Here is a 25075-nt window from a genome sequence, read left to right on the forward strand (position 1 = left end):
GTTCTCCGGCACTTTCAATCAGGCAACAGGCAAGTTTCTTGCTTATCCTGTGGTGTTAATGGTATAATTTCCGAGGATATTCAGCTCTCCGCCACCCTCTACCTGAATGTTCCGGACAGTAATATTCTGCCCTAATGCTATGATATGACCTGCATTCACCTTAACATAATCGCCTACACCCGGCGGCCGTCCCGCCGACCATATCGAGCGGTCGGGCCAGGCTCCCGAAGCAGTTGTCTCGATTACATTTGAAAACAGCGAGGTTGTTTTGTAGTTTCTGAATAACAATGAGTCGGTTGTCGAACCCTCCGTACCGAACCAGTCACGAAGAATATCAGAATACACCCTTCTGAAATCCACCTGCATCTTCACTTCCTGGTTCTCATTACCGGGCGATGTAGTCTTGGGATCAAGATCATTGTTCAAGTCGGGCACGACACCTACCATTTGTCTTTTGACACCTTTCCCGAAAACAAACATCGGAGCCGCAACGCCGTGGTCGGTACCGCGGGATGCATTGGAATTGGCACGTCGCCCAAAGTCCGAGAAAGTCATTCCCACCACTTTATCGGCCGTGCCCTGCAACTTCAAGTCGTTCTGAAATGCCGCCACGCCTTCGGAAAGCTTTCTCAGCAAATTGGCGTGCAGACCAATTGTTGTATCACTGGCCGTAACCTGATCGCCATGGGTATCAAAACCGCCCAGCTCCACGAAATAGATCTTGGTCTGCATGCCACCGTGTATCAGCCTGGCCACGATTTTGAGTTGCTCGGAAAGGTCCGACGTAGCACCGGGTGTCGGATAGGTCGCTTTGGTACTTCCCAGATCGTACGCCTTCTTAATCTGGCCCGAATACCCCGTGGAAAGCAACTGCTGCTGCCGCACGTGCTGGATCATGGCGCCCGCGTCACAGCAAGGCAGGTCGGTCGTCGACATTCCCCGACCGCCGTTCATCAGGTTGTAGAAATTGGTAATGTTTTCCACCGAAATATTCATCGGGCTTTGCGGCCCCAGCAAGCTGGTGGAATTCAGCACGCCTATCTGCAAAGCCAGCGGATCCTTCATCGTATCGTTCGGATAGTTTTGAGGATATCCGGGAAAGCGATTATTGAGGTAGCGTCCGGCCCACCCGCTATTGACATACTGATCGGCATCCACGGCAGTCATCCAGATATCGGACGACCGGTGGTGCGATTGATTAGGATTCGGGTATGCAACCGAATTGATGATCGCCAGCTCGCCGTTATTATACATGTCGCGCATACCCGTCATCACCGGGTGAAGACCGGCCTCCGGCATACCCGAAAGCGTCAGCACCTTAGCTTGCGGAATGGCGATATTGCTTCGGATACTCTGATATTTGGAATAATATTGAAGCGGTATGACGGTGTTGAGCCCGTCGTTACCACCATTCAGGTAAATAATTACCAGGATACGGTCCGTATTGACAGCAGCGGTGTTCATAAGCGATTGCACGAGCGATGAACGGCTGCTTAAACTGGTTATGCCAAATCCGTTTACCATTACAGGTAAAGTCATGGCTGACGCGGATGCGAGAAAATCTCTTCTTTTCATAAAATTGCTCGATTAAAAAACATCGTATTCGGCCATTCTGATCATATATCGCATGAGGGTCGAACACCTGTCGCGAACAGCCTTTTGGGCGCTGGTACTCGCGGGATTATTGCGGTAATTGTTCAGCTCGTACTGCCATTCAATTCTTGGCAGGTAATTCATCAATACCGCATCGATAAGGAAGGTCTTCTGCGTATCCGTCAGCTCGAGTGCGAAGAGATTCTTCGAAAACTCGGCCAAAACAACGTCCGGCGTAATGGACGGAGTGGTGGCGACACTTGAAAAGTTGGGTTGTATAGCCTGTATCCATTTCAAAAAGTCGATCCCCAGCATATAGCCCGGTTTGATCTGAAGACTCGGAAAAACGATCGTATCGCTGTTACCCCGCCGGGCGGTGATCGTCGAGCCGTTGATCCAGTTTTTGGAGTACCCCACCTGATAATAGGGTGGATAACCAAACACAAGGGGCTGATTGAGAAGTTCAAGATTCATTCCGCCCATTCCCCATAGGAAAAAGCGTATGTATGTAGTAAATGCGGCTGTGTCCGACATCATATCCGGAACAGGTTGCTCAAAAAACCGCCCCATTCCCATCAGAAATTCCGTAGGTGCTTTGATATTGGCTCCCAGGTTCCGATCGTCAAAGAATATCTGGCTCTTCAACAGCTTTTCAACTACCGGCTTGATGTTGTAGTTATTCTCAGCGCTCGAAAAGAACGCCGCGAGCGGTATAATCACATTATCTTCGATATCCTGTGTCACGTTCTGGTTTACAAACCAGCGGTACAACTTCCGGCAAATGTGTTTCGGTGCTTCGGGGTGCCGCAGCAGCATGTCGATCAGCTCATTAAGCTCCACATCGCCTGCGGTATCATCCGAGCGGCCGGCAATAACCGTATTTCCATACTTCGCCGAGAAGGTTTTAGTCGACGAGTCGTGGTACGCTTTGCCGAATACCGTCCCGAAACTGGTACTTCCGTGAAGGTAGTAGTTAGAAACCATCCAGCCCGTCAGTACTTTCGCGGCTTCCTTCACATCCGATTCCGTATAGTTTGGATTGCCGTAGTAATCGTGTTGCCCCACCGTGAACAGCTCCTGTAATTCCCTTGCATAGTTTTCATTGGGATGCTCCTTGCTGTTTCCATTTCCGTTTTGAAAGATCAGCATGGCCGGGTCTTTCGTGATGCCGATCGCCATCGTTTTGAAATTTCCCAGGCTGTTATCGCGTAGAAATTTGACGTAGCGGTACATCAGCCGGTAGTCGGCCATGACATTCTGGGAAACCACAAAATGGTTCTGCCAGAAAAAGGCTATTTTTTCCAGGATCGACGGCTTCCCGTTCTGCTGCATCATCAACCCGATCCACCAGTAACGCAGCTGGACACTATGCTCACCGCTCTTGTTCGCATTAAACGGAAGACTCGTCAATGCTTGCTGATAAGTAGGACTGGTAGGTGTGAGGTCGATGGGTGGCGGCGGGTCGGCAGTCAGGGCGACATTCGCAAACAACTGGTCTACCGCCGTACCGGGATTCAGCCCGGTGAACGCGGTGATTTCCGACCGGGTGGGCCCGAAAGTAGCTCTTCTCAGGAGGTGCGCCGCTTTGCTGGCCGTTAGTGGTGTGGTATAAGGATCAAGATAAGCCATAAGTCATTGAATTAGTATTTTCCGTTCCGTTCAGCGCACGATCATCTGTTGATCAGCACCTTATATGATTTTGACAACCCATCGGTAAAGGAGAATTTCAGCAGGTAAAGGCCGGCAGGCATCCGGCTTACATCAATGCCGTCGCCTGAAACCTCATGCGACGCATAAATCGTTCGTCCGCCAGCATCTGTGAGCTGTGCAGATGAAAGTTTTTGTCTGATATCGGAAGAAAAGAACAACTTTTCAGCGACCGGATTAGGATAAACGGCCCAGTCGGGCTGCCCATCCATCGTTACTTTCACGATACGGCTGTACGCAAAGGCTTCGTCCCCGCGGTCCACCATTTTTAGCCGGTAGAAATTATTTCCGCCCTGGGGATTCTTGTCGGTAAACACATATTGCGATGGTGTCGATGGAGTAGCAACGCCCTCCCCCCGGGCTGCGACCGTGCCGATCTGCCGCCAGGACTTCGCATCATCGCTGCGCTCGATATCAAAGTGGCTGCTATTGACCTCTTCGGATGTATACCATTCGAGATAGCTCGTGTGCTCACGCGCGACGGCCGTAAAACTTACCAGCACAACGGGCAGGGCGCCGTCGCGCAAGGCAGCCAGCGTATACACATTGTAAGTGTCGGGGACAACATCGAGAATAGTGGTGAGCGATCCGGACGTTTCCGTGCTGGCTTGTCCGAAAAGCGAGGTAGCATCGACGGTTGCCGGCAAATTCACCCATTTGGTGCCGTCCCAGCCGGCGATAGTCAGTTTGGAAAGCCCCCGGTTGGTAACCAGCGCATTCACTGCGCTATTGCCATTCCATGAAAGTGTAATGCGGCTCGGCGAAGTGCCATTGATGTCCCAGTACTCACTGGTACTGATGGCTGCCAGCCCCTCTCCCATGGTACTGGTATTGAACGGCCCGCCAGCAGGCAATACGCCGTAATCGCCACCGGCAGGGTTACTCGTGATGGCTACCGCCGGATTGACCCCATAGTAGGCGCCAATCGCCTGATCCGATCCTACCGAAAAGGGTCGCAATGCACCGTTGTCGCCGACCGGGAAAATGAATGGTTCCGAACCCGTCTTTTTGATATAGCCGTCGATAAACCAGCCAGCACCCAGCACACCGGAAGTAACTGCTGCTCCGAAACTTACGATACCAATGGGAGAATCTCTCTTAGTGAAGATCGCGCTGCTGTCCTGCGCGCTTACTCCCCGAATACCTCCCCAGAAAAACAACACAGATAGAATTATAGAACAAATTCTAGGCATAGTTATAAGGTTATTCAATACTACATCAAATATAAAATAAATCCGTCACATAATGTGGTACAAAATCATACCAATTAATACTACAAATTATTTAGTATTTGGTAAAAGTACAGTAATTATCAAGCAAATAGCCCTTGGGGATGGTTCAAAAGCCGTTTTTTAGTCGAAAAAAAACTTTAAAATTCTTCTACAAATGCACTAAGAAATTTAGACACACATGAAAACTATTCGTCAGGTTTTATTTCATTCCACATTATGAAGAGAAATGAGGGTGCATTAATTTGCGCAGGACAACATTCTGAAAAGCCATGGGATTGAGAACTTACATACGCGAGCATTTCCTCGAAGACATCCGGCCGTACAAACCGGCCAGCCTGACCCAGCCGGCGCAATTGCTCGACGCCGTTTCGGCCTGGAAAGGCCTCGAAATGATCATCGGAGACATCATTACCCGCTTTGGGATAGGGAGGGAAAAATGCATTGAATTCGGCGTGGAGTTTGGCTATTCGGCCGTCGTATTCTCCAATTTCTTCGAACGGGTTACCGGTGTAGATACCTTTGAAGGCGATATCCACACGAATAACAAACAGGAGCATTTTCAACAGACCCGTGAAAGGCTGAAACCCTACGGCAATATCCACCTGGTGAAATCCGATTACCGCGACTGGATCGTACGCGATAACCAGCGGTATAACTTCGCGCACGTCGACATTGTACACAACTACAAGGAGACCTACGAATGCGGCTTATGGGCCGCACGGCACAGCGAATGCGTTGTTTTTCACGATACCGAGAGCTTTCCCGAGGTCCGCAAGGCCGTTAAGGACATTGCCAGGGCCACCGGGCAGCAGCTGTTCAACTATCCGCATCATTACGGACTGGGTATCCTGGTCGACACAAAATCAATCGCAAAACGGAAATGAGACAGAGCGTGCTGATTATCGGAAGTTCCAATACCGACATGGTGGTCAAAACGGAGCATTTCCCCAAACCCGGCGAAACTGTGCTGGGCGGAACATTTCTGATGAACCCCGGCGGGAAAGGCGCCAACCAGGCCGTAGCCGCGGCGAGGCTCGGTGCGGATGTGCGTTTTGTGGCCAAAACAGGAAATGATATTTTCGGTAAACAGGCGCTCGAAGGTTTTAAAGACGAGGGAATCGATACGCGGTTCGTGTCGGAATCGGCCACCTTGGCCTCCGGTGTTGCGCTGATTACCGTCAATGCGCAGGGACAAAACGAGATCGTTGTCGCATCCGGCGCGAATATGGACCTGCAACCGGTTGATATCCCGGACAACGCATTTGAAAATGTAGGGATGGCTCTTCTTCAATTGGAAATCCCGGCAGAAACAGTGCGCTGGGCATTGACGAAATGCGCTGAAAAGCAGATCCGCACTGTCCTCAATCCTGCGCCTGCCATGCAGCTGGACTCCGGGTTCCTCAACGGTCTATACCTGATTACCCCCAACGAAACCGAAACCGAACTCATTACCGGCGTTGCCGTAGAAAGCGAAGAGACACTTCGAAAGGCGGCGCAATACCTGTTTGAGCAGGGCGTGCAGAACGTCATTATCACACTCGGCAGCAAAGGTATTTACCTCGCCAGCGACAGTTTCACAGGCATCATCGCTACGCCTGTCGTAGAAGCAGTGGACTCTACCGCCGCCGGGGACGTTTTCAACGGCGCATTGCTGAAAGCGCTTGCCGACGGTCAATCACTTGAACAGGCTAGTCGTTTCGCTTGCCGGGCAGCGGCCATTTCCGTTACGCGTATGGGCGCGCAAAGCTCAGCCCCTTATCAACATGAACTGGAATCCTTTTTTAAACATGACTAAAATCCCCGTTATCATAGATTGCGACCCCGGCCACGACGATGCGCTGATGCTCATGCTCGCGCACGGAAGCGGACATTTCGATATTAAGGCCGTCACTATTTCGGCCGGCAACCAGACCCAGGCCAAAACTTTGCAAAATGCGCTGAAAGTGCTGACGCTCATCGGCGCGACGGGCATTCCCGTGTACCATGGAGCCGACAAGCCGCTGTTCCGGGAACTCGTCATTGCCGACTATGTACACGGCGAGACCGGCCTCGACGGCCCCTCCCTGCCGGCACCTGTTATGCAGGCCCAGCCGATAAGCGCCGTGGAAGGTATTGCAGCACTACTTGCAGCATCCGAAACGCCCATTACCATTGTGCCCACCGGCCCGCTGACCAACATCGCGACATTTCTTCTCGCCTACCCGCATCTCAAAAGTAAAATCGAACGCATTTCGCTCATGGGCGGTGGGATATTCCGGGGCAACATGACGCCCCTTGCCGAGTTCAATATCTACGCGGATCCCGAGGCAGCCGCGATTGTATTCAAAGCGGGCGTCCCGATCACCATGTGCGGGCTCGACGTGACACACAAGGCACTTGTTTTTCAGAAGGATATCGAGCTTTTACGCGCATTGGGGAATCAGACCGGCAAGGCAGCTGCCGACCTGATGGATTTCTTTTCCATTTTCTACCGCGAAAACCGCGTGGAACTTAACGGCGGTGCCGCCCTGCACGACCCCTGCGCTATTGCGTGGCTGATCAATCCAGGCATTTTCAAGACAAAATCTTGCTATGTCGATGTGGAAACAAAAGGGGAGCTTACGCGCGGCGCGACAGTGGTGGATTTTTACAATACCCTTCAAATGGAGCCGAACGCGACCGTAGCTTACGATATCGACCGCGACGCGTTTATGGATATGCTTTTCAACGCGATTAAGGTATTGCCTTAGAGCAGTACCGAAATCTCGTCCTCTACATCCTGGCGTGCGGCGCGCTGGCGTACCACCACGTTGCCCGCGTGAAGGATAACCAACCCTCCGAAGGCACAGAAGGCCATCATGCCTACCATCGGCATGGCGGTATTGTTATGCAGGAAACTCACGATCGCCGAGATAACGGCGCCCGCGCCCATACGCCAGCTACCCATGAGTGCGGACGCGCTACCTGTGTGCTTGCGGAAAGGAGCCAGCGAAAGCGCCGAAGCATTCGGGCCGGTAAGGCCTTGTCCGGTGAGGAAAACGAACATCGTCCCGATCAGCGAAAAAAGCCCGAACCAGTTATTGTACACGCCAACGATCAGAAACAGCCCGACAATGCTCTGGTAAATGAGCGTGAAGCGGATAATCTGTTCGCTCGTGTATTTTTTGAGTAAAAAGTGATTCAGCTGGGTGGAGCCGATCATCGCCACGGCCAGGAACGCAAAAATCCAGCCATATTGCTGCTCGGATACTTTATAGATATTCATAAACACATCCGAAGAACCTGAAATATAGGCGAATGGCGCGGCTGTGGCCAAACCACCCGCGAGCGTGTATATCAAAAATTGGGGCTGCGAAATAACGGTAATATATCCTCCCAATACGGCCTCGGGGCGGAGCGAAACCGTGGCATCGGCACTGCGCCCGGTGGGCAGGAAGAAGTAGATAGCGAGGATAATCAGACTGACAATCCCGGCCAGGATCACGAAGATCCAGTACCAGGCGATCGAAGCCGTCACGTAACCGCCCACCGTGGGTGCGATCATAGGCGAAACCGCAATAACCAATGTGATAAGCGAGAAAACTTCCGCGCGCTTATCGGCAGGAAAAAGGTCGCTCACAAGCGCCTGCGAAGCCACCAGGCCTACACACCCTCCCATTGCCTGAAAAAACCGCATGGCGATCAGCGCATCCACCGACGACGTCATCGCACAACCAAACGACGCTATCACATACAATATCAGCCCTGCGTACAACGGTTTCTTACGACCGAAGCGGTCGAGCAGCGGGCCGTACAATACCTGTCCGATACAAATACCAATGAGATAGCTCGTTAGCGAAAGTTGTACTTTGTCGATAGTGGTTTTCAGATCCGACGCAATCCGGGGGAAACCCGGCAGGTACATGTCGATGGAGAAAGGACTGACGGTCGCCAGCGATCCGAGGATCAGGATAATAAAGAAGTATTGCTTACGGCTCATGGACTTACATTCACTCAATGCAAAGTTAACGGGCTGGTAAGCCTATTAAGTTCCTGTATTTTGATAAGTACAAGAATTTCATCAATCCGCCATAAAAAGGCCGCGCAACGATGTTTCCGTTGGCCCGTATTTTGTATATATTTAATATCGCAATCCTAACTATCCATTTCAAATCTGTACACATGAGAGCTATTTTTATCCTGGTTACCATTTTTCTGTTTAAAATGAACCCACCGGCCCCGGAAGCTACGCCAACGGCTATCCCGCTTTGTCACACGCCTGCCAACGCCATGTCGGAACTGGCCGCCAACGCGGATTTCCGGATGCTGCACGAAACACCATTGCCGTATAACTACCAAGGAGCCGGCGAAACCGTCACTTTCCCGACATCCGATGGCAAAACGGCTTCCGGTTTTCTGCTCAAATCGCCGAAAAAGTCCGATAAATGGCTTTTTGTGTATCAGGAATGGTGGGGATTAAACGACTACGTCAAACAGGAAGCCGCCAAGCTGCACAAAGACCTGGGCGACGTGAACGTACTTGCATTGGATATGTACGACGGCAAGGTTGGCACCACGCGTGAAGAAGCCGGCAAGCTGATGCAAAGTACACCGGCCGAGCGCCTGGCGGCCATTACCAAAGGCGGTATTCAATACGCAGGCAGCCATGCCAAAATCGCCAGCATCGGCTGGTGCTTCGGCGGCATGCTATCCTTGCAAAATGCCATTGCAGGCGGTAATCAGGTCGTAGGCTGCGTGATGTATTATGGCCGCCCCGAAGGTGATGTGGAGAAACTGAAAAAGCTCAACACCGACGTGCTGGGCATTTTCGGTAGCCAGGACCAGGGAATCCCGCCGGCCACCGTCGCCAAATTCGAAGAAGACATGAAAGCCGCCGGCAAAAAAGTAACGATCAAAATGTACGATGCTGTCCACGCCTTCGCCAACCCCAGCAACCCGAAATATGACGCCAACGCCGCCGCGGATGCTTACAAGTTGTCGTTTGAATATTTGAAAAAGAAATTTGGATAGAATCGCGTTAGCGATGGAACATTGGTAGCAAACATTCGGCACAGGCAACCTGGGAAATCCCGTCAGGGATGCAACAACAATGGAAACGCCGTTCCAGGATGTATTTGTTGTTGCACACCCAAGGGCATTTTTATAACAACTCGCGGGCTCGCGTTTTACTACCAGTGTAACATGCCTGACGGCATTATGGAATTTCCAAAACAAACAAAGCCCGGCTCATCGCCGGGCTCTGCAATATCTTCCAAAATAAAAAACTACTCCCCTTTTCTTTCCAAACGCAATACCGGCGCTGCCGTGTCGGCATTTTCTGCGGCTTGCGCGGCGACGGTTACAACTTCGGCTTTCTCCTCGGCCTTAACGCTTGCAGCGCCGTGCGAACCGGTACCGATATGCGGAGCGATTACGAGTGATACGATCGACATCAGCTTGATAAGAATGTTCATCGATGGACCGGAGGTATCCTTGAACGGGTCACCTACTGTGTCACCGGTTACTGCCGCTTTGTGCGGATCCGACTTTTTGTAATATGTCTCGCCATTGATCACTACACCCTTTTCAAACGACTTTTTAGCATTATCCCAGGCGCCACCGGCGTTGTTCTGGAAAATCCCCATCAACACACCCGAAACGGTTACCCCTGCCAGCGTTCCACCCAGTACTTCGGGACCAAACAGGAACCCTACCAACACGGGTACAATGAGGGCGATCAGACCCGGCGCCACCATTTCCCTAATGGATGCCTGTGTCGAAATCGCCACGCATTTGTCATACTCGGGCTTGGTGGTTCCCTCCATAATACCCGGCAGCTCACGGAACTGGCGGCGAACTTCCTCCACCATTTTCATGGCGGCACGTCCTACCGCCGCGATGGCGAGTGAAGAGAAGATAAACGGTATCATGGCCCCTACAAAGAGACCGGACAGCACATTGGCCTTGTAAATATCAATGGAGTTGATACCCGCCACACCGCAGAATGCCGCAAACAGCGCGAGAGACGTCAATGCTGCGGAGGCAATCGCAAAGCCTTTGCCAGTTGCAGCCGTGGTGTTACCTACTGCATCGAGAATATCGGTACGGCCGCGTACTTCTTCGGGTAAATGCGCCATTTCGGCGATACCACCCGCATTATCAGCAATCGGGCCGAATGCGTCAATCGCCAGCTGCATGGCCGTGGTGGCCATCATACCCGCCGCAGCAATCGCCACACCGTACAAACCTGCTACTTCATAGCTGAGGAAAATACCGGCCGCCAATACCAAAGTCGGGATAACCGTGGATTCCATCCCTACCGAAAGCCCGCCGATAATGTTGGTAGCATGGCCCGTAGACGACTGGTTTACAATCGATTGAACAGGGCGCTTACCCATAGCCGTATAAAATTCGGTGATCATCGACATGATAGCCCCTACGACCGAACCGAGCAGAATCGCCCAATACACGTCCATCGCCGTGAAATCAACCCCGCGGATATTCAGATTACCTTCCGGCAGCATCCACATCGTGAGCGGGTAGCTTACTACCAGTACCAATATGATCGAACCCCAGTTACCACGGTTCAGAGCGGCCTGTACGTTACCGTTATCATCGCTCACGCGCACGAGGAACATGCCAAGAATTGAAGAGATAAGGCCCACGCCTGCGATCACCATCGGCAGAAGAATCGGTGCAATGCCGCCAAAGTTATCCGTGCCCTGCGCCACGATTTCACGGCCGAGTACCATCGTAGCCAGGATTGTGGCCACATAAGATCCGAAAAGGTCGGCCCCCATACCGGCTACGTCGCCCACGTTATCACCCACGTTGTCAGCGATGGTGGCGGGGTTACGCGGATCGTCCTCCGGGATGCCGGCTTCGACCTTACCCACGAGGTCGGCACCCACATCGGCCGCTTTGGTGTAAATACCGCCGCCTACGCGAGCGAACAGGGCGATCGACTCGGCGCCGAGCGAGAAACCCGCGAGGACTTCCAGCACGCGCTCCATCGGAAGGCCATTTACATCCGTGCTATCGCCTATAAAAGTGGAATACAAAATGATGAACAAACCACCCAACCCCAGCACCGCGAGGCTCGCTACGCCGATCCCCATCACGGAACCGCCGGTGAACGACACTTCGAGCGCTTTCGTGAGGCTCGTACGCGCCGCCTGTGTGGTCCGCACGTTCGATTTGGTAGCGATATTCATCCCGATATAGCCGGCAAATGCGGAAATAAAGGCTCCTACCAGGAACGAGACGCCAATGAAGGCGCTGGAATTTTCAACCAGTGTGCCCGAGTAACCCAGTATCACACTCACAATAAGACCAAAAACAATGAGTACACGCCATTCGGCTTTCAGGAAGGCCAGGGCTCCATCTGCAATTGCGTCCGCTATGGTTTTCATTTCAGGACTTCCACCATCCTGCCGGACAACCCAGCCTCTTTTGAAGAACATAACCAGCAAGCCAACAAGGCCTAACGCCGGCACTAAATAGGTAATGTTACTCATGCGATGATCAACGATTTGGTTAAATGGTTTTCTATAATTCTCGTAAATATAGAGAAAGGCACCTCATAACAAAATCGCGAAACCGCTATTTTTGGCCAATTCGTATAGATTTTATTAAAATTTCGAGAGTTTTTCAGTCAATTTCAAAGCTTTGTTTTGTTAACAAACTGGCTCTCAAGGAATAACAAGAGCACTAGCCAAAGCGCTTCCGCCAGCATTTAATAGAATAATAAAATGAATTATTTGGGATAATCAATGAAAATAAGGCCCTAAAATGCCTGTTTCAGCGCTTCGGACGAAGCAGGGCCAGCAGCAAAAAACTGCCCACAAAACCGACCACGCCCACCACTGCAGCAAGGAGCGTGCCACCTAAAAAATATTGTACAAAGTTGACATGGATCGATTCCAATGTCACGTTTTCGAGAGAAGTGATCTGCACTCCATTGCGGTAAAAGAGGCCTCCAAATTTGTAACTGGCGTAAATAATGAAAGGAATAGCCGGGGGAATGCTGATATGCGCGGCGGTAAGAAACAGTACCTTGTTCATCCGGAAAACGATCGACAGCGGAATGCCCACCATTAGTTGAAAGCCCCAAATGGGCACGATACCCATAAAGAAACCGAAGCCTACCGATTTGGCCTTACTCAAATTACTTTCGTCGGACTTTACCGCCTCGTCGCGGATGATCTTCCAGAGCCCCTTCTTCTGAATATAGCGAAACAAGCGCTTCGGAAGGTAATACACCAGCGTGAGTGTCACCAGCCAGGTGTTGAGGATGCTGATACGTGTAAAATCGCGGAACGGCCTGAAATGCGTCACGCGCTCATCTTTATCGTAAATCACCTGAATATTGATCGGCACAATGGGCACGTCTTTCCAGGCCATTTTGACGATCACCTCGATCTCCGTCTCGAATTTGGTCGTGAAAAGTGTCATTCTTTTCAGCGGCCCGAGCGGGTACAGGCGAAAGCCGGTTTGCGTATCGGGCAATGTGAGCCCGGTTTCAAATTTGAACCAGAAATTGGAAAACTTATTCCCAAAAGAGCTCTTTCCGGGCACGCCTTCCTGCTGCATATTCCGCGATCCCATCAGCAATGCACCCGGGTTTTCAATAGCGGCTTCGATAAAAAGCGGGATATCGGAAGGTAAATGCTGGCCGTCCGAATCGATCGTGATCGCATTCGAAAAACCCAGCCTGATAGCCTCCGCAAATGCTTTTCGCAACGAAAACCCCTTCCCTTTGTTCACGACGTTATCCAGTACGCGGATTCTCGCGCCATAGCCGTCCAGAATGGCCATTGTATCGTCCGTAGAACCGTCATTCACCACAATCACCTCCTGCCCGGATGCATACTGCAAAACGCCGTCGATCACCCGCCGTAACGTGTTGCGGTTGTTATAGGTAGGAATGATCACGCAGCATTGAATGTCCGAGAGGGTCATTATGGTGTTTGAATATTGGGTTTAGTTGATTGAATGGAAATTAGCCCTGGCTTTGAAATAGGTCTTTTCACCATGCCTGCCCACCGCATTCACATCCAGTAGGTCTGCGCCCTTGTATTGAATTTGAATCGTGAACTCAGGAGTTTCCACCGGGTTCAGCACTTCCAGGAACTTGCACGTGCTCATTTCCTTCAATGCAAATGCCTTACCCAGTGCTTTGGATAAAACCGCCTTCACCATTTCAATCTGCACAACGCCCGGGAGTACGGGAGCGCCCGGAAAATGCCCCTCGAATACCGGGTGCGCCGGGTCGATTTGCAGCGTACAAGTGATCTGGTTATCGCCCCGTTCGAGCGCTATAATCGTATAAAGGTCGCTCAAAAGCATTGTCAAAGATCTTTGAAAAGGTTTTCAGCAATGGGCTGGTTGAATTTCTCCTGCTGGAATTTCATAATGCTCTTGTCGCCGCCTTTCTCGAAAAACGAGAGTTCTTTCAGTCGCAACGAACTCCGGGAGAAATTCATGGTTATTTTGGAATAGATGTTTTTCAAACGGCGGTTTACCGGCGTCAGCACGATCTGATATTCGTCGCTGTCTTCGAGTACTGCCGACGAAAACCCCTTATTCTGCTGAAAATCACCATTGACCAACCCGATCATCAGTTCCTTGATCTGCGCCGCCATGCGCCCTGCCTGCCCTACGTTTTTCTCCTTATTCCCCTCCTGCACCCGCAGCTTGTCGCCATTGATCAGGATAATGTATTTCGAAGGCGTCCGCTGCTCCCAGCGCATTTTGTCCTTCTGCTGGTAGTAAAACAACCCCGAGGATTTTTCAGGCTCTTTGAGTACGGCCAGGTACTTCTCTTCAATAAATGATGCCTGAATGGACGTCGTTGCCTGCGAGGTTTTCCTCAGCTCGGCCAGCACCTTTTCCGGGCTGCCCGACGGCTTGAACGACTGCGCCTTAGCAAATTGCGCAACCGTCAAAACGGCCATGATGATGAATATTCTAATGCTTTTCATAAGGTTCCTTCCCGATCAACTTAGGAAGCGGTTCTATTTTAATACCCATTTCACGACAATGCCCGATGATGTCCGGCAGCGTATCGGCCGTGAGCGACAGGTGGTCATGCAACAGAACGATGTCTTTGGGCTTTAATTTTGAAATGATGGTATTGATAAGCTGGTACTTGTTCTTCGCACGTGTATCCATGCTGCGGAGCGACCACCCAATAGACTGCATTTGCAAATCCTTCAAAACCGCGGCATAACGAGGGTTCGTCACCCCGAATGGCGGCCTGAAAAACACCGGTACCCGGCCCGTAATGTCGCGTATCGCCTCATTGCACCGCTGAATGTCCGTCCGCAATTTCTGTGTCGAAAACAGCGCAATGAGGTAATGATGGCTGTACGAATGGTTGGCAATGGTATGACCTTCCTCTACAATGCGCCGCAACAGCTCCGGGTGGTTCACCGCCTTTTTCCCGATCACGAAAAAGGTTGCTTTCAAGTCATTTTCAAGTAATATGTCAAGAATGCGCGGTGTGGAATCAGGATCGGGGCCGTCGTCGAATGTGAGCGCAACCGCTTTCGTGCGCCCCTTATTAATCGATTTGACAAAATAATTGGCCTGGATCTGCGCGGAGCCGTAAGCCGTCACGCCCATAAAAAGCAATGCGATGCCCGCCAGCACCAACCACAGGTAATCCGTCTCCCAAAAGATGATGGAACTGAGCGCCGCCGCGGTAATGCAGAAGAATACGAGAAGATTATGCTTCAAAGGCTTTCAGAAGAGTTAATCCCAGATTGCTTTTTCTTAATCCATTACAAATCAACACATTCCTCACTTCACTATTTGTCGCAAAAACGTCGAGAGCATAATGCAATGCAAATGCGGAAGCCGTTGGATAAACGCCCGCCAGTGGCAGGTAATCCACGTTCCGCGCAGCGCCTTGCACAGGCGTGCCTGCGTACAGTGCGAGGTCAACATCCCCGGCCTGCAAGCCGTTGCGATCCAGAAACGCGTCAATGTCCTCTTGCCCATATTCCGTTCCCCCGCTGGTGTAAACATCGGCTAACCCGGCACTTGCATTACCCTGGTTTTCGGCAGAAAGCACAAAAAAAGAAGCCGCGGAAGTAAGCGGAGCGTTGGCTTCGAATGCCAGTTGACGCGCAATATCTTCGAGAATGTCGATGTGTTCGTCCGCCGCGCCCACGAGCACGTTACGGTCGCCCTCGCGCAGGAGCATAGCCGCGTCGAGCAGCGCGTGCTCGAAAGAAAGCGTGTTCTGCGTGTGGGTCATGTTATAGCCGTGGTTACCGAGGCTCAGTGAAATCTGCCCGGCCATGGTATTGTGCGTCGACTGGATGAATGATGTAGGCGGCAACAACCCCTCCACGGTCAGCGAGGTGTTCAGGAATTTTTCGGTATCCTGCAAACAGCCCAGCCCCGTGCCTACCACAATTGCATCGGGTTGGGCAATGCCGGCTTGCTCCATGCAATCCTTAGCGCACGCTACCGACATCCTCAGAATCTTACTCATACGCCGCAGCAAGCCGGCTTCGATATAGGCCTTATAATCCGGGCTAATCAATGCCGAAGACGCTTCAACCGGCCCCAACCCAACCGAAAACCCGGGATTGCGGAAGGTAGGCTGATGCGAAATCGTGGACGCCGCCGATAGGTACAATGCCGGTTTATTCATATTTCGTCAAAACCAATGATGAATTATTTCCTCCGAAACCGAATGAATTGGAGAGCACCGCATTTACTTCCGCGCCGGCTTCCAGCTGCGTCGCGGGTACGAGACCCGTTTCCGCGATCGGAGTCCGGTAATTCAGGTTGGGGAAAATGAGGTTATGTTGTATGGCCAGCACCGAAAACACCGCTTCAATAGCGCCCGCTGCGGCAAGCGTGTGCCCCGTAAATGCTTTGGTAGAACTGAATGGCGGAATGCGGTCGCCGAAAACGTTTTGCAATGCTACCGACTCAGAGTGATCGTTGTTTTTCGTACCTGTGCCATGCGCGTTCACGTACGAGATCTGGTCGAGCCCGATGCCCGCGCGGCGGATGGCATGCTCAATCGCCAAAGTGGCACCCTTTCCATCGGGCGACGAGGCGGTCTGATGGTAGGCATCTGCTGCATTCGCCCAGCCGCTCACATTGCAAATGGGCCTGTTGCCAGTCAATTCAATGCTTTTCTCGCCTTCGAGCAACAGGAAACCCGCCCCTTCTCCAAGGTTCAGTCCGGCCCGGTTATCGTCGAATGGCCGGCACCACTGGTCGTCGTAGATCATCAGCGAGCGGAACCCGTCGATCGTGAAGACGCTCAATGCGTCGGAACCGCCCACGAGCACGCGGTCGAGCGTACCTTGCAGGATCAGCCGGGCGCCGAGCATAATAGCGTTCACCCCCGAGGAACAGGCGGTCGAAAGCGTATTAATATAACCCGTAATACCCAGCTCCTTCGCAATGCGCTCCGTCGTGCTGCCGCTGTCGTGCGTGGTAAGCAACCGGTAATCGGGGTTATTTTGGGCTAAATAATTTTTGTAAAAAACCTCGCTGCGATCCATCCCCCCTACCGATGTGGCCGAAATAAGGCCTGTACGGATCACTCCGGAGCGCTTGTTATCGCCCCAGGCTTCGCGCGCTGCTTGCAAACCCAGCAGCGAAGTGCGCGAAACGTATTCCGTACCCACGCCCAATGCGGCGCGCAACGCGTCGTTGGAAGCCTTCACTTCGCCCGCCAGCGATGCCTTCGTGCCTTGCAGGTAATGCAGCGGGCCGATGCCCGTCCTCCCCTCGCGCAACGCGCTCAGGTTCTCCTTCACCGACATGCCTATGGCCGACACGACGCCGATCCCGGTAATGCAAACGCCCATTCGGTGTGGTGGTTAAGCTGCTTTTCTTTTACGGATATATGCCGCCATCGTGTCGATGGACTTGAATGCCTCCTTGCCCTCTTCCGGGTTAGTCAGCTGGATACCGTGGTATTTTTCGAGCAGCACGATCAGTTCGAGCGCGTCGATCGAGTCGAGGCCCAGGCCCTGGTCGTTGAAAAGCAGCGCGTCGTCCGCGATATCCGCCACCGTCAGGTCTTCCAGGTTGAGCTGTTCGATAATTTGTTTTTTAAGATCTTCTTTTAAACTATCCATATTGCTGATTAATTGAGCGTCTGTTAATATGCCGCAACTGCACCGGTTTGCGACAGGTGAAGGAGGTTCTCTTCGTTGAATTCCGTCCCCTTTTCTTTCTCTTCCACCATAAAAAGGAAAACATCCGTACTGCCTGCCGTTACTTCCAGCCATCCGCAAAGCAACGCGCGACTGCCCGAGGCCAGCAGTATCCGGCTGTAATCGAGGTAAAAACCGGGGACGAATTTAGGCAAAACAGCAAACATATTTTCACCGTACCATTTGTTGAGAATGGCGATTTCACCCAGCACGATATTGGGCAATGTATATACGAAGAGCGATGGACTCGGCGAGCCGCCGCCTTGATAAGATTGTATGAAACGTCGGTCGGTCTCCGCGCTCGACGACGCGTTGGCAAACACCAGTGCAATCTCATCGTCGGCATAGACCTCCGAGATGCCCGGATTGGCCCGCTTGATGAGTTCCGAAGCCAGGTAGCCGGCCTGCGAAAGCACATCCATTTTATAAAATTTGGGATATGCCAATTCGTGCTGCTTGTAAATCTGCTTGAACCAGGAATCCTCCGAGCCGGTATCGCGCCGTGCAACAACTTCGCCGTTCACAAGGCATTCGCCTGCCCGCAAGTTGCAATATGCTGTAATCACTTTCATAAATCCCTGATCATCAATGAAGCATTACCCCCACCGAAACCGGAGGCCGTTTTGAGAATGGTCCGCAGCTTTTTCGGTTCGTTTTCAAGAATGATATTCAAAGGTTGGGACGTGCCCGCATCGCGGTAGCCCAAACTCTTGATCAGCATGCCGTTCCGCATCATTTGCATACAAACAGCCGTCTCGATTACCCCGGCCGCGCCGAGCGTGTGCCCGAAATATCCTTTCAGGCTATTTAGCGGCTTTTCCGACAACGACAGGCGATCGAAAGCAATGGCTTCCATTTCGTCATTGAAAACCGTGCCCGTGCCGTGCGCACAGATAAAATCAATCTCTTCCGCACCAATTCCATGTTTCTGCATGGTGCGACTGACACTTCTTACGAGCCCCTCACCCGTACGCGAAGGCCCAGAGATGTGGTTCGCGTCGTTCGCGCTTGTGCCGGAAAGGAGTTGCAATGGGGTATTTTTAAAAACCGATTTTGCCCCGGAGACCAATGCAGCCGCGCAGCCTTCTCCCAGCGTAATGCCGTTGCGGGCCGCATCGAACGGCGCACAGGCCTTATCGCTCACGGCAAAAAGGGATTGAAAACCGTACAGAACGAAATCCGAGGCAACATCGCAGCCGATCACAATCACGTGCTCATACTGCCCTGCCCCGACCATATTGCCGGCTACATTCAATGCAAGAACACCCGAAATGCAGGCATTGGAAATCACGATCGGCAAATGCGCGAGATTAAACTGCTGCATTACCGCGCTGCACGTTTCACCGAACTGATCATGCAGGTTATCGTCCAGGGCACCTTTGGTAGAGCTGATCAACACCATCGTGCGATCGGAAGTGAGGATAGAAGCATCGATGCGGTTTTTAAGCCCCGCCAATGCCTTGATTACCAGCTGCTGAAAACGCAAAGGGCCACCGAGACCGACTATTCTCGACAAATGAATATCTTCCTTGTTAAACCCGACCGCCGGAGTGAGCGCAATGCCGGTGCGATTTACACTGAGCGCCTCCCAGTTAGCCTCCGCAGTGTCACCCAACGGACTTACAATGACCTCGGCACCAATGTAGATCATAGGTCGTACTGCGCTTTCCATTCCTTGTAAAAATCCGGCGAGATCAGTTCCAGCTCGCGGGAGTCGCGGTCGAGGAACACCTGCATGGTCTTGCCCGTAGCACAAAGCTGACCGGTAGTAACATTAATTACTTCGTATTCAAACTGTATTTTCGCCGATTTCGTAGGGATGTACCGGGTGATGACGCGGATAACCTGCCCGTAATACACCGGCGCTTTATGGTCGATTTCCGACTTTACGATCGGCGTTACAAAGCCTTTGGCGTGGATATCCAGGTATTCCAATCCGAATTTCTTCCCAAAAGCCTCCCTCCCGTCCTCGAAAAATTTCAGGTAGTTGCCGTGCCACACCACACCCATGGCATCGGTTTCGCTGAATCGGATATCTATATCTATTTCGGAAGCAATCATTAACTAGTTATTAGGGGTTACTCGCTTACTACGATTTTTAGTTCACATCCCAGCAATATACGCCCATCCAGGAAACTTTCGCCCTTGACGAGGTAAATATTTCCCAACTGGTGCAAGGGGGTAACCACCGTGCGGATGGTACCACCAACCGGAGGCAACTCAGTCACAAGTACTTTGCTGACTGCCCCGATAAAACCAATTTTCGGCTGACCGGCTTCCTCCCTGTCCAGGTAACCAAAAGACGCAGCGCAGGTTTGCGCAATGTGTTCGATCAGCCCTGTTTCCTGAAAAAAGCCGTCCTGCACCAGCACATTATCGTTCGTAACCGTAAAATCCGATTCAAACCGCTCGCGCGAGGCGCTCACGAGGTTGCCAACCATCACAAAAGGTGGGCGGTGCGGAATGTAGTCGGTGATGGCGTCTTGGGCGACGATCATTATTGAAAGAAATTGAAATAATTAAACCATTGCTCAGGAAATGCCTTCACTTTCCGTTCCAGCTCTTCCACATACAGCTGCGCGATTTCCTCCGGCTTCATTTTCGCCTCGATCGGCTTGGTGCAGCTCAAATGATAGCTGTATTTACCATCCTTGGCTGCAAACACAAAGGTAACCGGCGCATTGAACTTCGACGCGATCACAAACGGGCCGTAAGGAAACTTCGCTTTCCGTCCGAGAAAATCCATTTCAATGTACCTGGCCCCTTCGAGATATCGATCGGCGTGAATAGCCACGAACTCGTTGTTCACCAATGCATTGCGAATGGATATGATATGGGAAAGATCGTCCTTGATGGCAATCACCTTGAAGCGGGAGCCGCCTGTGGACAAATCCATATATTTTTTGATATTTTCGACCTCGGCATCGAGCATCACGATATTGATCGTAGGCGTAATGCGGCCTTTCAACAGGTTACCGGCCGTTTCCCAGTTGCCCACATGCGCGCTCAGCAATATGCCCCCCTTCCCTGCATCGCGTATGTCGATCAGGTATTGTTCGTTTTCAAAAACATGAGAGAATTGCCTGTCTTTCCCCAGCAGGAATGCAGCCCTGTCCACGAGCGTCTGCCCGAAAATATAGAAGTTTTTCCGTGCCATTTTTCGGGCATCGGGACCGGCAATGTGAAGGGTGTTCTGGTAAAAATCCAGCAAAGCACGTTTCGGCTTCGCCGCGAAAAGATAATAGTAGTAAGTAACCACCCGCAGGAGCCCGTAGGCAAACCCGAGCCCCAGGGTATTGATAAAAAACAGGAAAATTTTGTAACCCGTTAACGATCCTTTGGTCTTACCGTCCCAACGGCTCATTCTTACAATGCAAGTTTCTTACCGACAAGCTGATAGAAATCACCGAAGGTTTCAATTCCTTTGAAATCCTCTCCGGTGAGCTTGATATTGAGGTTTTCATCTATGAGCACAACCAGGTCGACGTAGTCAAGACTATCCAGATCCAAAGTGTCTTTCAGACTGTTTTCAGGAAGAATCAAATCCCGGTCCACCTCAAATTCCTCAGATAAAAAATCTCTGGTTTCTTCAATAACTTCTTCCAAACTCATTTTTACGTCGTTAGCATACATAGCCACAAAATTAGTTTATTCTTGCCGATAGTTTAAAAATATTCCCAAATTTTCAAATAAAAGACCTCCGTCATACAATAAATTCGACTGAAAATCATTGCAGTTGACGGATGGAATATTGGAGGTTGACAAAAATACAGAATTTCGATCGGCAGCCTACCGCCGTTCACGAAGTTGTAGTAGTAATGTGACGGACACACCAGCCCGTCCATCCTCAGATTTTCCTGACGATCAGCGTAGAGTTGGTACCGCCGAAACCAAACGAATTGGAAAGAAAACAATTGATTGTCTGCTCCTTAGTTTCGGGAATAATGTTGATTTTAGCAGAATCCTCGTCGGGATTCTCGAAGTTGATATTTGGAGCGATGAACGAATTCTGCATCATCAGCAATGAGTAAACGATCTCGCTCGCACCCGCCATCCAGCATTCATGCCCGGTCATCGACTTCGTGGAGCTCACCGGCACATTACCACCGAATACCTCGTAAATAGCGCGGGCCTCGCTGCCGTCACCCACGGGAGTGGATGTGGCGTGTGCATTGATGTAGTCTACTTCCGCGGTGGTAATACCCGCCTGCTTCAACGCCATTTGCAATGAACGCGTCTGACCGTCGATGCTGGGGTTGGAAATATGGTCGCCATTGGAGGAGAATCCGTAGCCGATCAGCTCGGCCAATATCGGCGCGCCTCTTTTCACGGCGGCTTCGTAAGATTCAAGGATCACGGTAGCTGCGCCGCCGCTCGGGATCAGCCCGTCGCGATCACGGTCGAATGGGCGTGAAGCCTTCGTAGGCTCCGATTCGCGTACCGAGAAAGTGCCCAGGCCGTCGAAACTCGCCATAGCGGAAGCATTGATCTCCTGCGCCCCCCCGCATATTACACGCTCCTGCAAGCCCTGGCTGATCATCAGGTAACCCATCCCGATCGAATGCGAACCCGACGCGCACGCCGCGCTCAATGTGAAATTGATGCCTTTCAACTTGAATATCGTCGAAAGGTTCATATTCACGGTGCTGTTCATGTTCTGGAAAATAGCGCCGGAGCCGATCAGCGTCGTATCGTGCTTTTCACGGACTTTGTCTACCGCTTCCACGACGGATGCCGCCGTGCTGTCGTTGCCGTAAATAATGCCGGTTTCAGTCTGTTCAAGAAAGTCGACGTCGAGACCCGACAATGCCAATGCCTCGTGTGTGGCCATGTACGCGTACACCGCGGGCTGGTGCATACCCACGCGCTGGCGGCGTGACAGGTAGTTTTTCAGGTCGGGCTCCTGCACCATGCCTGTGAGGGCCGAGCGGAAACCGAAATCTTTCCTTACCTGATCAAACACGATCCCGCTTTTACCGGCATACAACGATTTCGTAACCTCGTCCAGATTCTCGCCCAGACAGGAATAAATGCCGATACCGGTAATGACAACCCTATGGCTCATGGACTATGAGTAAATTCCTCCGTTAATATTGATTACCTCGCCCGTAATATAAGCAGCCTTGTCGGAAGCCAGAAAGCTTACCAGGTGCGCTACCTCGTCGGCTTTGCCGAAACGGTTCATCGGGATCATTTGTTTCAATTCGTCCTCGTTGAGGTCCTTGGTCATGTCGCTCGTGATAAAACCCGGCGCCACGGCATTCACGGTGATTTTCCGTTTGGCAACCTCCTGCGCCAGCGATTTGGTGGCAGCGATAATTGCCCCCTTCGCCGCCGAATAGTTGGTCTGACCCGCCACGCCTTTCATCCCCGACACCGATGCAACGTTGATGATCCGGCCGGAGCGTTTCCGCAGCATCTGCTGGATCGCATTCTGGGTTACATTATAAAGGCCTTTCACCGAAATATTCAACACATCGTCCCAGTCCTTTTCCGGCATCCACATAAACAGCCCGTCGCGGGTAATGCCCGCATTATTCACCAAAACACCGATGAACTTGTCTTCGTTCTTTTCGCGCCAGCCGTTCAATGCTTCGTCCACTTCGGCTCTGTTCTGCACATTAAAATGCAGCAACTCGCCGCTGCCGCCATTGCCCTGGATTTCGGCCAGCGTTTCCTCCGCGGCCGCCTGGTTGGAAGCGTAGTTGACTAATATATGTAAACCGTGGTCCTTGGCCAGTTGAACCGCAATGGCCCTGCCAAGCCCCCTGGATGCACCGGTTACCAATGCGCAATTCATAAGTGGAATGGGGTTTCTTTGATATATTCAAAAACGGCTGCAATGCTTTCGAACTGCGGCACGTCGTCTGTAACGAACTTCGCACGCTCACGGATCTGCGCGTAAACCGATTTCGCATTCGGCGAAAGCTTCTCTTTCTCTTCCGGATGCAGCAGGTCTATCGCCTGGCAAATCGCCATGATGTGGATCGACATCACCTGGAATGCGTTTTCAAGCACCTGCTTCGCGATCACCGCCGAGTTGGTACCCATGCTTACGATATCCTGGTTGTCGTTATTGTTTGGTATGCTATGAATGTAAACCGAAGTCGACAGCGCCTGGCTTTCGGCGGTGGTGGATGTAGCTGTAAACTGCACACCCTGGAAACCGAAGTTCAAACCCCATGTTCCGGCATTGAGGAATGGTGGAAATTTACCATTCAGCTTACTGTTCATCAGGAAGTTGAGCTGGCGTTCCATGAGCATGGTGAGCTTGGTGAGCACCAGTTTCACTTTATCCATTTCCAGCGAAATATAATCGCCATGGAAGTTACCGCCGTGGAAAACGTTGTCGTCTTCCGGGCGCACGATCGGGTTGTCATTGGTTGAATTCAACTCATTTTCAACCACTTCCTGCGCATATTGGATCGTATCCAGCACCGGGCCTAGGATTTGCGGCACGCAGCGGATCGAGTAATACTCCTGTATTTTGCGCTCAAATTCAGTCTTCTGCATGGCCGTATCATCGCGGAAAAGCTCCTCGCGGCTACGGATAAGCCCGCTTCCGGCCACAAAATCGCGCATGTGCTGCGCCACTATCTGCTGACCTTTGTGGTGTTTCACGGCATTGAGCTGTTTCGAGAACGAGTCATCGAACGATTCGATCGCCTCGTTGATCATCGACGACGCAGTAATGGCCCATTGCACCAGCCTTTTGGCATAAATAATATTCACTGCCGCCATCCCCGTCATGCAGGAAGTACCATTGATCAGCCCAAGGCCGTCGCGGAGCTCCATTTTGAGCGGCTTAATGCCCTTCTCAGTCAGGACTTCGGCAGTTTTGCGGCGCAAGCCATTTTCGTACACGTGGCCTTCACCGATCAGGTTCAAACCCAAATGCGAGAGCTGCACGAGGTCACCACTCGCCCCTACACTGCCGTGTTCGAAGATTTCGGGCACCACGCCATTGTTCAGAAACGATACCAGCTGCTTGATCACCGCGGTACTCACACCGGAGTTGGCCTGTAAAAATGAATTCAGGCGCGCGAGCATGACGGCACGCGCATATATTTCGTTCAGCGGCTTCCCTACCCCGCTCGAATGGCTGCGGATCAGGTTGTATTGCAGATTATTGAGCTGGTCGGTCTCAATACGGTATTGCGCCATCGGGCCAAAACCGGTATTGATACCATATATGATTTTGTCTTTGGAGAAATTCGTTAAAAAGGCAAATGATTGGGATACTTGATGGAGGGCGTCTTCGGCTAAGATAAATTCCTTCTTTTCAAAAGCATATTGCTCGATCTGAGCTAATGAAATACGATTCATTTAATGATGGCGTAATTGAATATGGTGTAAAATAAATCTTTTTTTGCGGCTTTGGCAAACACGACC

Annotated in this window: 25 protein-coding genes; 4 read left to right on the plus strand and 21 right to left on the minus strand. The window is 51.6% G+C overall.

Annotated features, from left to right (window positions below; all coding sequences use genetic code 11):
- Positions 1–42 precede the first annotated feature (42 nt).
- Genes CLV60_RS15440 through CLV60_RS15450 form a run of 3 tightly spaced genes read right to left on the minus strand, consistent with a single transcriptional unit; the run spans position 43 to position 4493 of the window.
- On the minus strand, positions 43–1575 hold the full coding sequence (locus CLV60_RS15440) for a DUF1501 domain-containing protein (RefSeq protein WP_229210985.1): 1533 nt from the start codon (positions 1573–1575) through the stop codon (positions 43–45).
- Between the two features lie 12 nt (positions 1576–1587).
- On the minus strand, positions 1588–3222 hold the full coding sequence (locus CLV60_RS15445) for a DUF1800 domain-containing protein (RefSeq protein WP_106596279.1): 1635 nt from the start codon (positions 3220–3222) through the stop codon (positions 1588–1590).
- Between the two features lie 41 nt (positions 3223–3263).
- The gene (locus CLV60_RS15450; RefSeq protein ID WP_106596280.1) at positions 3264–4493 is read right to left on the minus strand and encodes a T9SS type A sorting domain-containing protein; all 1230 of its coding nucleotides are present in this window, start codon (positions 4491–4493) and stop codon (positions 3264–3266) included.
- Positions 4494–4807: 314 nt separating this feature from the next.
- Here CLV60_RS15450 and CLV60_RS15455 point away from each other — a divergent pair, with 314 nt between their 5' ends.
- Genes CLV60_RS15455 through CLV60_RS15465 form a run of 3 tightly spaced genes read left to right on the plus strand, consistent with a single transcriptional unit; the run spans position 4808 to position 7261 of the window.
- Complete coding sequence (locus tag CLV60_RS15455; protein WP_211302243.1) at positions 4808–5416, plus strand: class I SAM-dependent methyltransferase; 609 nt, start codon at positions 4808–4810, stop codon at positions 5414–5416.
- Positions 5413–6327, plus strand: a complete 915-nt coding sequence (rbsK, locus tag CLV60_RS15460; protein ID WP_106596282.1) for a ribokinase — start codon at positions 5413–5415, stop codon at positions 6325–6327. The genes CLV60_RS15455 and rbsK overlap by 4 nt, the downstream gene beginning before the upstream one ends.
- Positions 6320–7261, plus strand: coding sequence for a nucleoside hydrolase (locus tag CLV60_RS15465; protein ID WP_106596283.1), 942 nt, complete (start codon positions 6320–6322; stop codon positions 7259–7261). The genes rbsK and CLV60_RS15465 overlap by 8 nt, the downstream gene beginning before the upstream one ends.
- Here the strand turns inward: CLV60_RS15465 and CLV60_RS15470 are convergent.
- A complete protein-coding gene (locus CLV60_RS15470; protein WP_106596284.1) occupies positions 7258–8490 on the minus strand; it encodes a multidrug effflux MFS transporter in 1233 nt (410 codons plus the stop codon). The two genes, CLV60_RS15465 and CLV60_RS15470, sit on opposite strands and share 4 nt — an antisense overlap.
- Positions 8491–8672: 182 nt before the next feature.
- Here CLV60_RS15470 and CLV60_RS15475 point away from each other — a divergent pair, with 182 nt between their 5' ends.
- Positions 8673–9521 (plus strand): dienelactone hydrolase family protein, encoded by an 849-nt coding sequence (locus CLV60_RS15475; RefSeq protein WP_106596285.1) that lies wholly within the window; start codon positions 8673–8675, stop codon positions 9519–9521.
- Positions 9522–9775: 254 nt separating this feature from the next.
- Here CLV60_RS15475 and CLV60_RS15480 read toward each other — a convergent pair whose 3' ends face one another.
- The 17 genes from CLV60_RS15480 to flxA form a co-directional block, all read right to left on the minus strand.
- Positions 9776–12007 carry a sodium-translocating pyrophosphatase gene (locus tag CLV60_RS15480; protein WP_106596286.1) on the minus strand — a complete coding sequence of 744 codons (2232 nt, stop codon included), beginning with the start codon at positions 12005–12007 and terminating at the stop codon, positions 9776–9778.
- A gap of 283 nt (positions 12008–12290) precedes the next feature.
- Positions 12291–13451: a DUF2062 domain-containing protein gene (locus CLV60_RS15485; protein ID WP_106596287.1), complete on the minus strand. Its 1161-nt coding sequence runs from the start codon at positions 13449–13451 to the stop codon at positions 12291–12293.
- Between the two features lie 21 nt (positions 13452–13472).
- The gene (locus CLV60_RS15490) at positions 13473–13838 is read right to left on the minus strand and encodes an ApeI family dehydratase (protein WP_106596288.1); all 366 of its coding nucleotides are present in this window, start codon (positions 13836–13838) and stop codon (positions 13473–13475) included.
- A gap of 2 nt (positions 13839–13840) precedes the next feature.
- Positions 13841–14473, minus strand: coding sequence for a flexirubin biosynthesis/transport protein LolA2 (lolA2, locus tag CLV60_RS15495; RefSeq protein WP_106596289.1), 633 nt, complete (start codon positions 14471–14473; stop codon positions 13841–13843).
- Positions 14460–15230, minus strand: a complete 771-nt coding sequence (locus tag CLV60_RS15500; RefSeq protein ID WP_106596290.1) for a polysaccharide deacetylase family protein — start codon at positions 15228–15230, stop codon at positions 14460–14462. The genes lolA2 and CLV60_RS15500 overlap by 14 nt, the downstream gene beginning before the upstream one ends.
- Complete coding sequence (locus tag CLV60_RS15505; RefSeq protein ID WP_106596291.1) at positions 15220–16155, minus strand: beta-ketoacyl synthase chain length factor; 936 nt, start codon at positions 16153–16155, stop codon at positions 15220–15222. The genes CLV60_RS15500 and CLV60_RS15505 overlap by 11 nt, the downstream gene beginning before the upstream one ends.
- Positions 16148–17332 carry a beta-ketoacyl-[acyl-carrier-protein] synthase family protein gene (locus CLV60_RS15510; protein WP_106596292.1) on the minus strand — a complete coding sequence of 395 codons (1185 nt, stop codon included), beginning with the start codon at positions 17330–17332 and terminating at the stop codon, positions 16148–16150. The genes CLV60_RS15505 and CLV60_RS15510 overlap by 8 nt, the downstream gene beginning before the upstream one ends.
- A 12-nt stretch (positions 17333–17344) precedes the next feature.
- Complete coding sequence (locus CLV60_RS15515; protein ID WP_106596293.1) at positions 17345–17605, minus strand: phosphopantetheine-binding protein; 261 nt, start codon at positions 17603–17605, stop codon at positions 17345–17347.
- A 23-nt stretch (positions 17606–17628) separates the two neighbouring features.
- A complete protein-coding gene (locus tag CLV60_RS15520) occupies positions 17629–18255 on the minus strand; it encodes a hypothetical protein (protein ID WP_106596294.1) in 627 nt (208 codons plus the stop codon).
- On the minus strand, positions 18252–19334 hold the full coding sequence (locus CLV60_RS15525; protein ID WP_106596295.1) for a beta-ketoacyl synthase N-terminal-like domain-containing protein: 1083 nt from the start codon (positions 19332–19334) through the stop codon (positions 18252–18254). Before CLV60_RS15525 ends, CLV60_RS15520 begins: the two co-directional genes overlap by 4 nt.
- A complete protein-coding gene (locus tag CLV60_RS15530; protein WP_106596296.1) occupies positions 19331–19744 on the minus strand; it encodes an acyl-CoA thioesterase in 414 nt (137 codons plus the stop codon). The genes CLV60_RS15525 and CLV60_RS15530 overlap by 4 nt, the downstream gene beginning before the upstream one ends.
- A gap of 17 nt (positions 19745–19761) precedes the next feature.
- The gene (locus CLV60_RS15535) at positions 19762–20181 is read right to left on the minus strand and encodes a hotdog family protein (protein ID WP_106596297.1); all 420 of its coding nucleotides are present in this window, start codon (positions 20179–20181) and stop codon (positions 19762–19764) included.
- Positions 20181–21047 (minus strand): lysophospholipid acyltransferase family protein, encoded by an 867-nt coding sequence (locus CLV60_RS15540; RefSeq protein ID WP_106596298.1) that lies wholly within the window; start codon positions 21045–21047, stop codon positions 20181–20183. The genes CLV60_RS15535 and CLV60_RS15540 overlap by 1 nt, the downstream gene beginning before the upstream one ends.
- Positions 21048–21049: 2 nt before the next feature.
- Positions 21050–21295 (minus strand): phosphopantetheine-binding protein, encoded by a 246-nt coding sequence (locus tag CLV60_RS15545; protein ID WP_229210986.1) that lies wholly within the window; start codon positions 21293–21295, stop codon positions 21050–21052.
- Between the two features lie 235 nt (positions 21296–21530).
- A complete protein-coding gene (locus CLV60_RS15550; protein WP_106596300.1) occupies positions 21531–22748 on the minus strand; it encodes a beta-ketoacyl-[acyl-carrier-protein] synthase family protein in 1218 nt (405 codons plus the stop codon).
- A gap of 3 nt (positions 22749–22751) precedes the next feature.
- Positions 22752–23483, minus strand: coding sequence for a flexirubin biosynthesis SDR family reductase FlxB (gene flxB, locus CLV60_RS15555; protein ID WP_106596301.1), 732 nt, complete (start codon positions 23481–23483; stop codon positions 22752–22754).
- Positions 23480–25009: a flexirubin biosynthesis tyrosine ammonia-lyase FlxA gene (gene flxA, locus CLV60_RS15560; RefSeq protein ID WP_106596302.1), complete on the minus strand. Its 1530-nt coding sequence runs from the start codon at positions 25007–25009 to the stop codon at positions 23480–23482. Before flxA ends, flxB begins: the two co-directional genes overlap by 4 nt.
- Positions 25010–25075 lie beyond the last annotated feature (66 nt).

Source organism: Dyadobacter jiangsuensis (genome assembly GCF_003014695.1).
GTDB lineage: Bacteria > Bacteroidota > Bacteroidia > Cytophagales > Spirosomataceae > Dyadobacter > Dyadobacter jiangsuensis.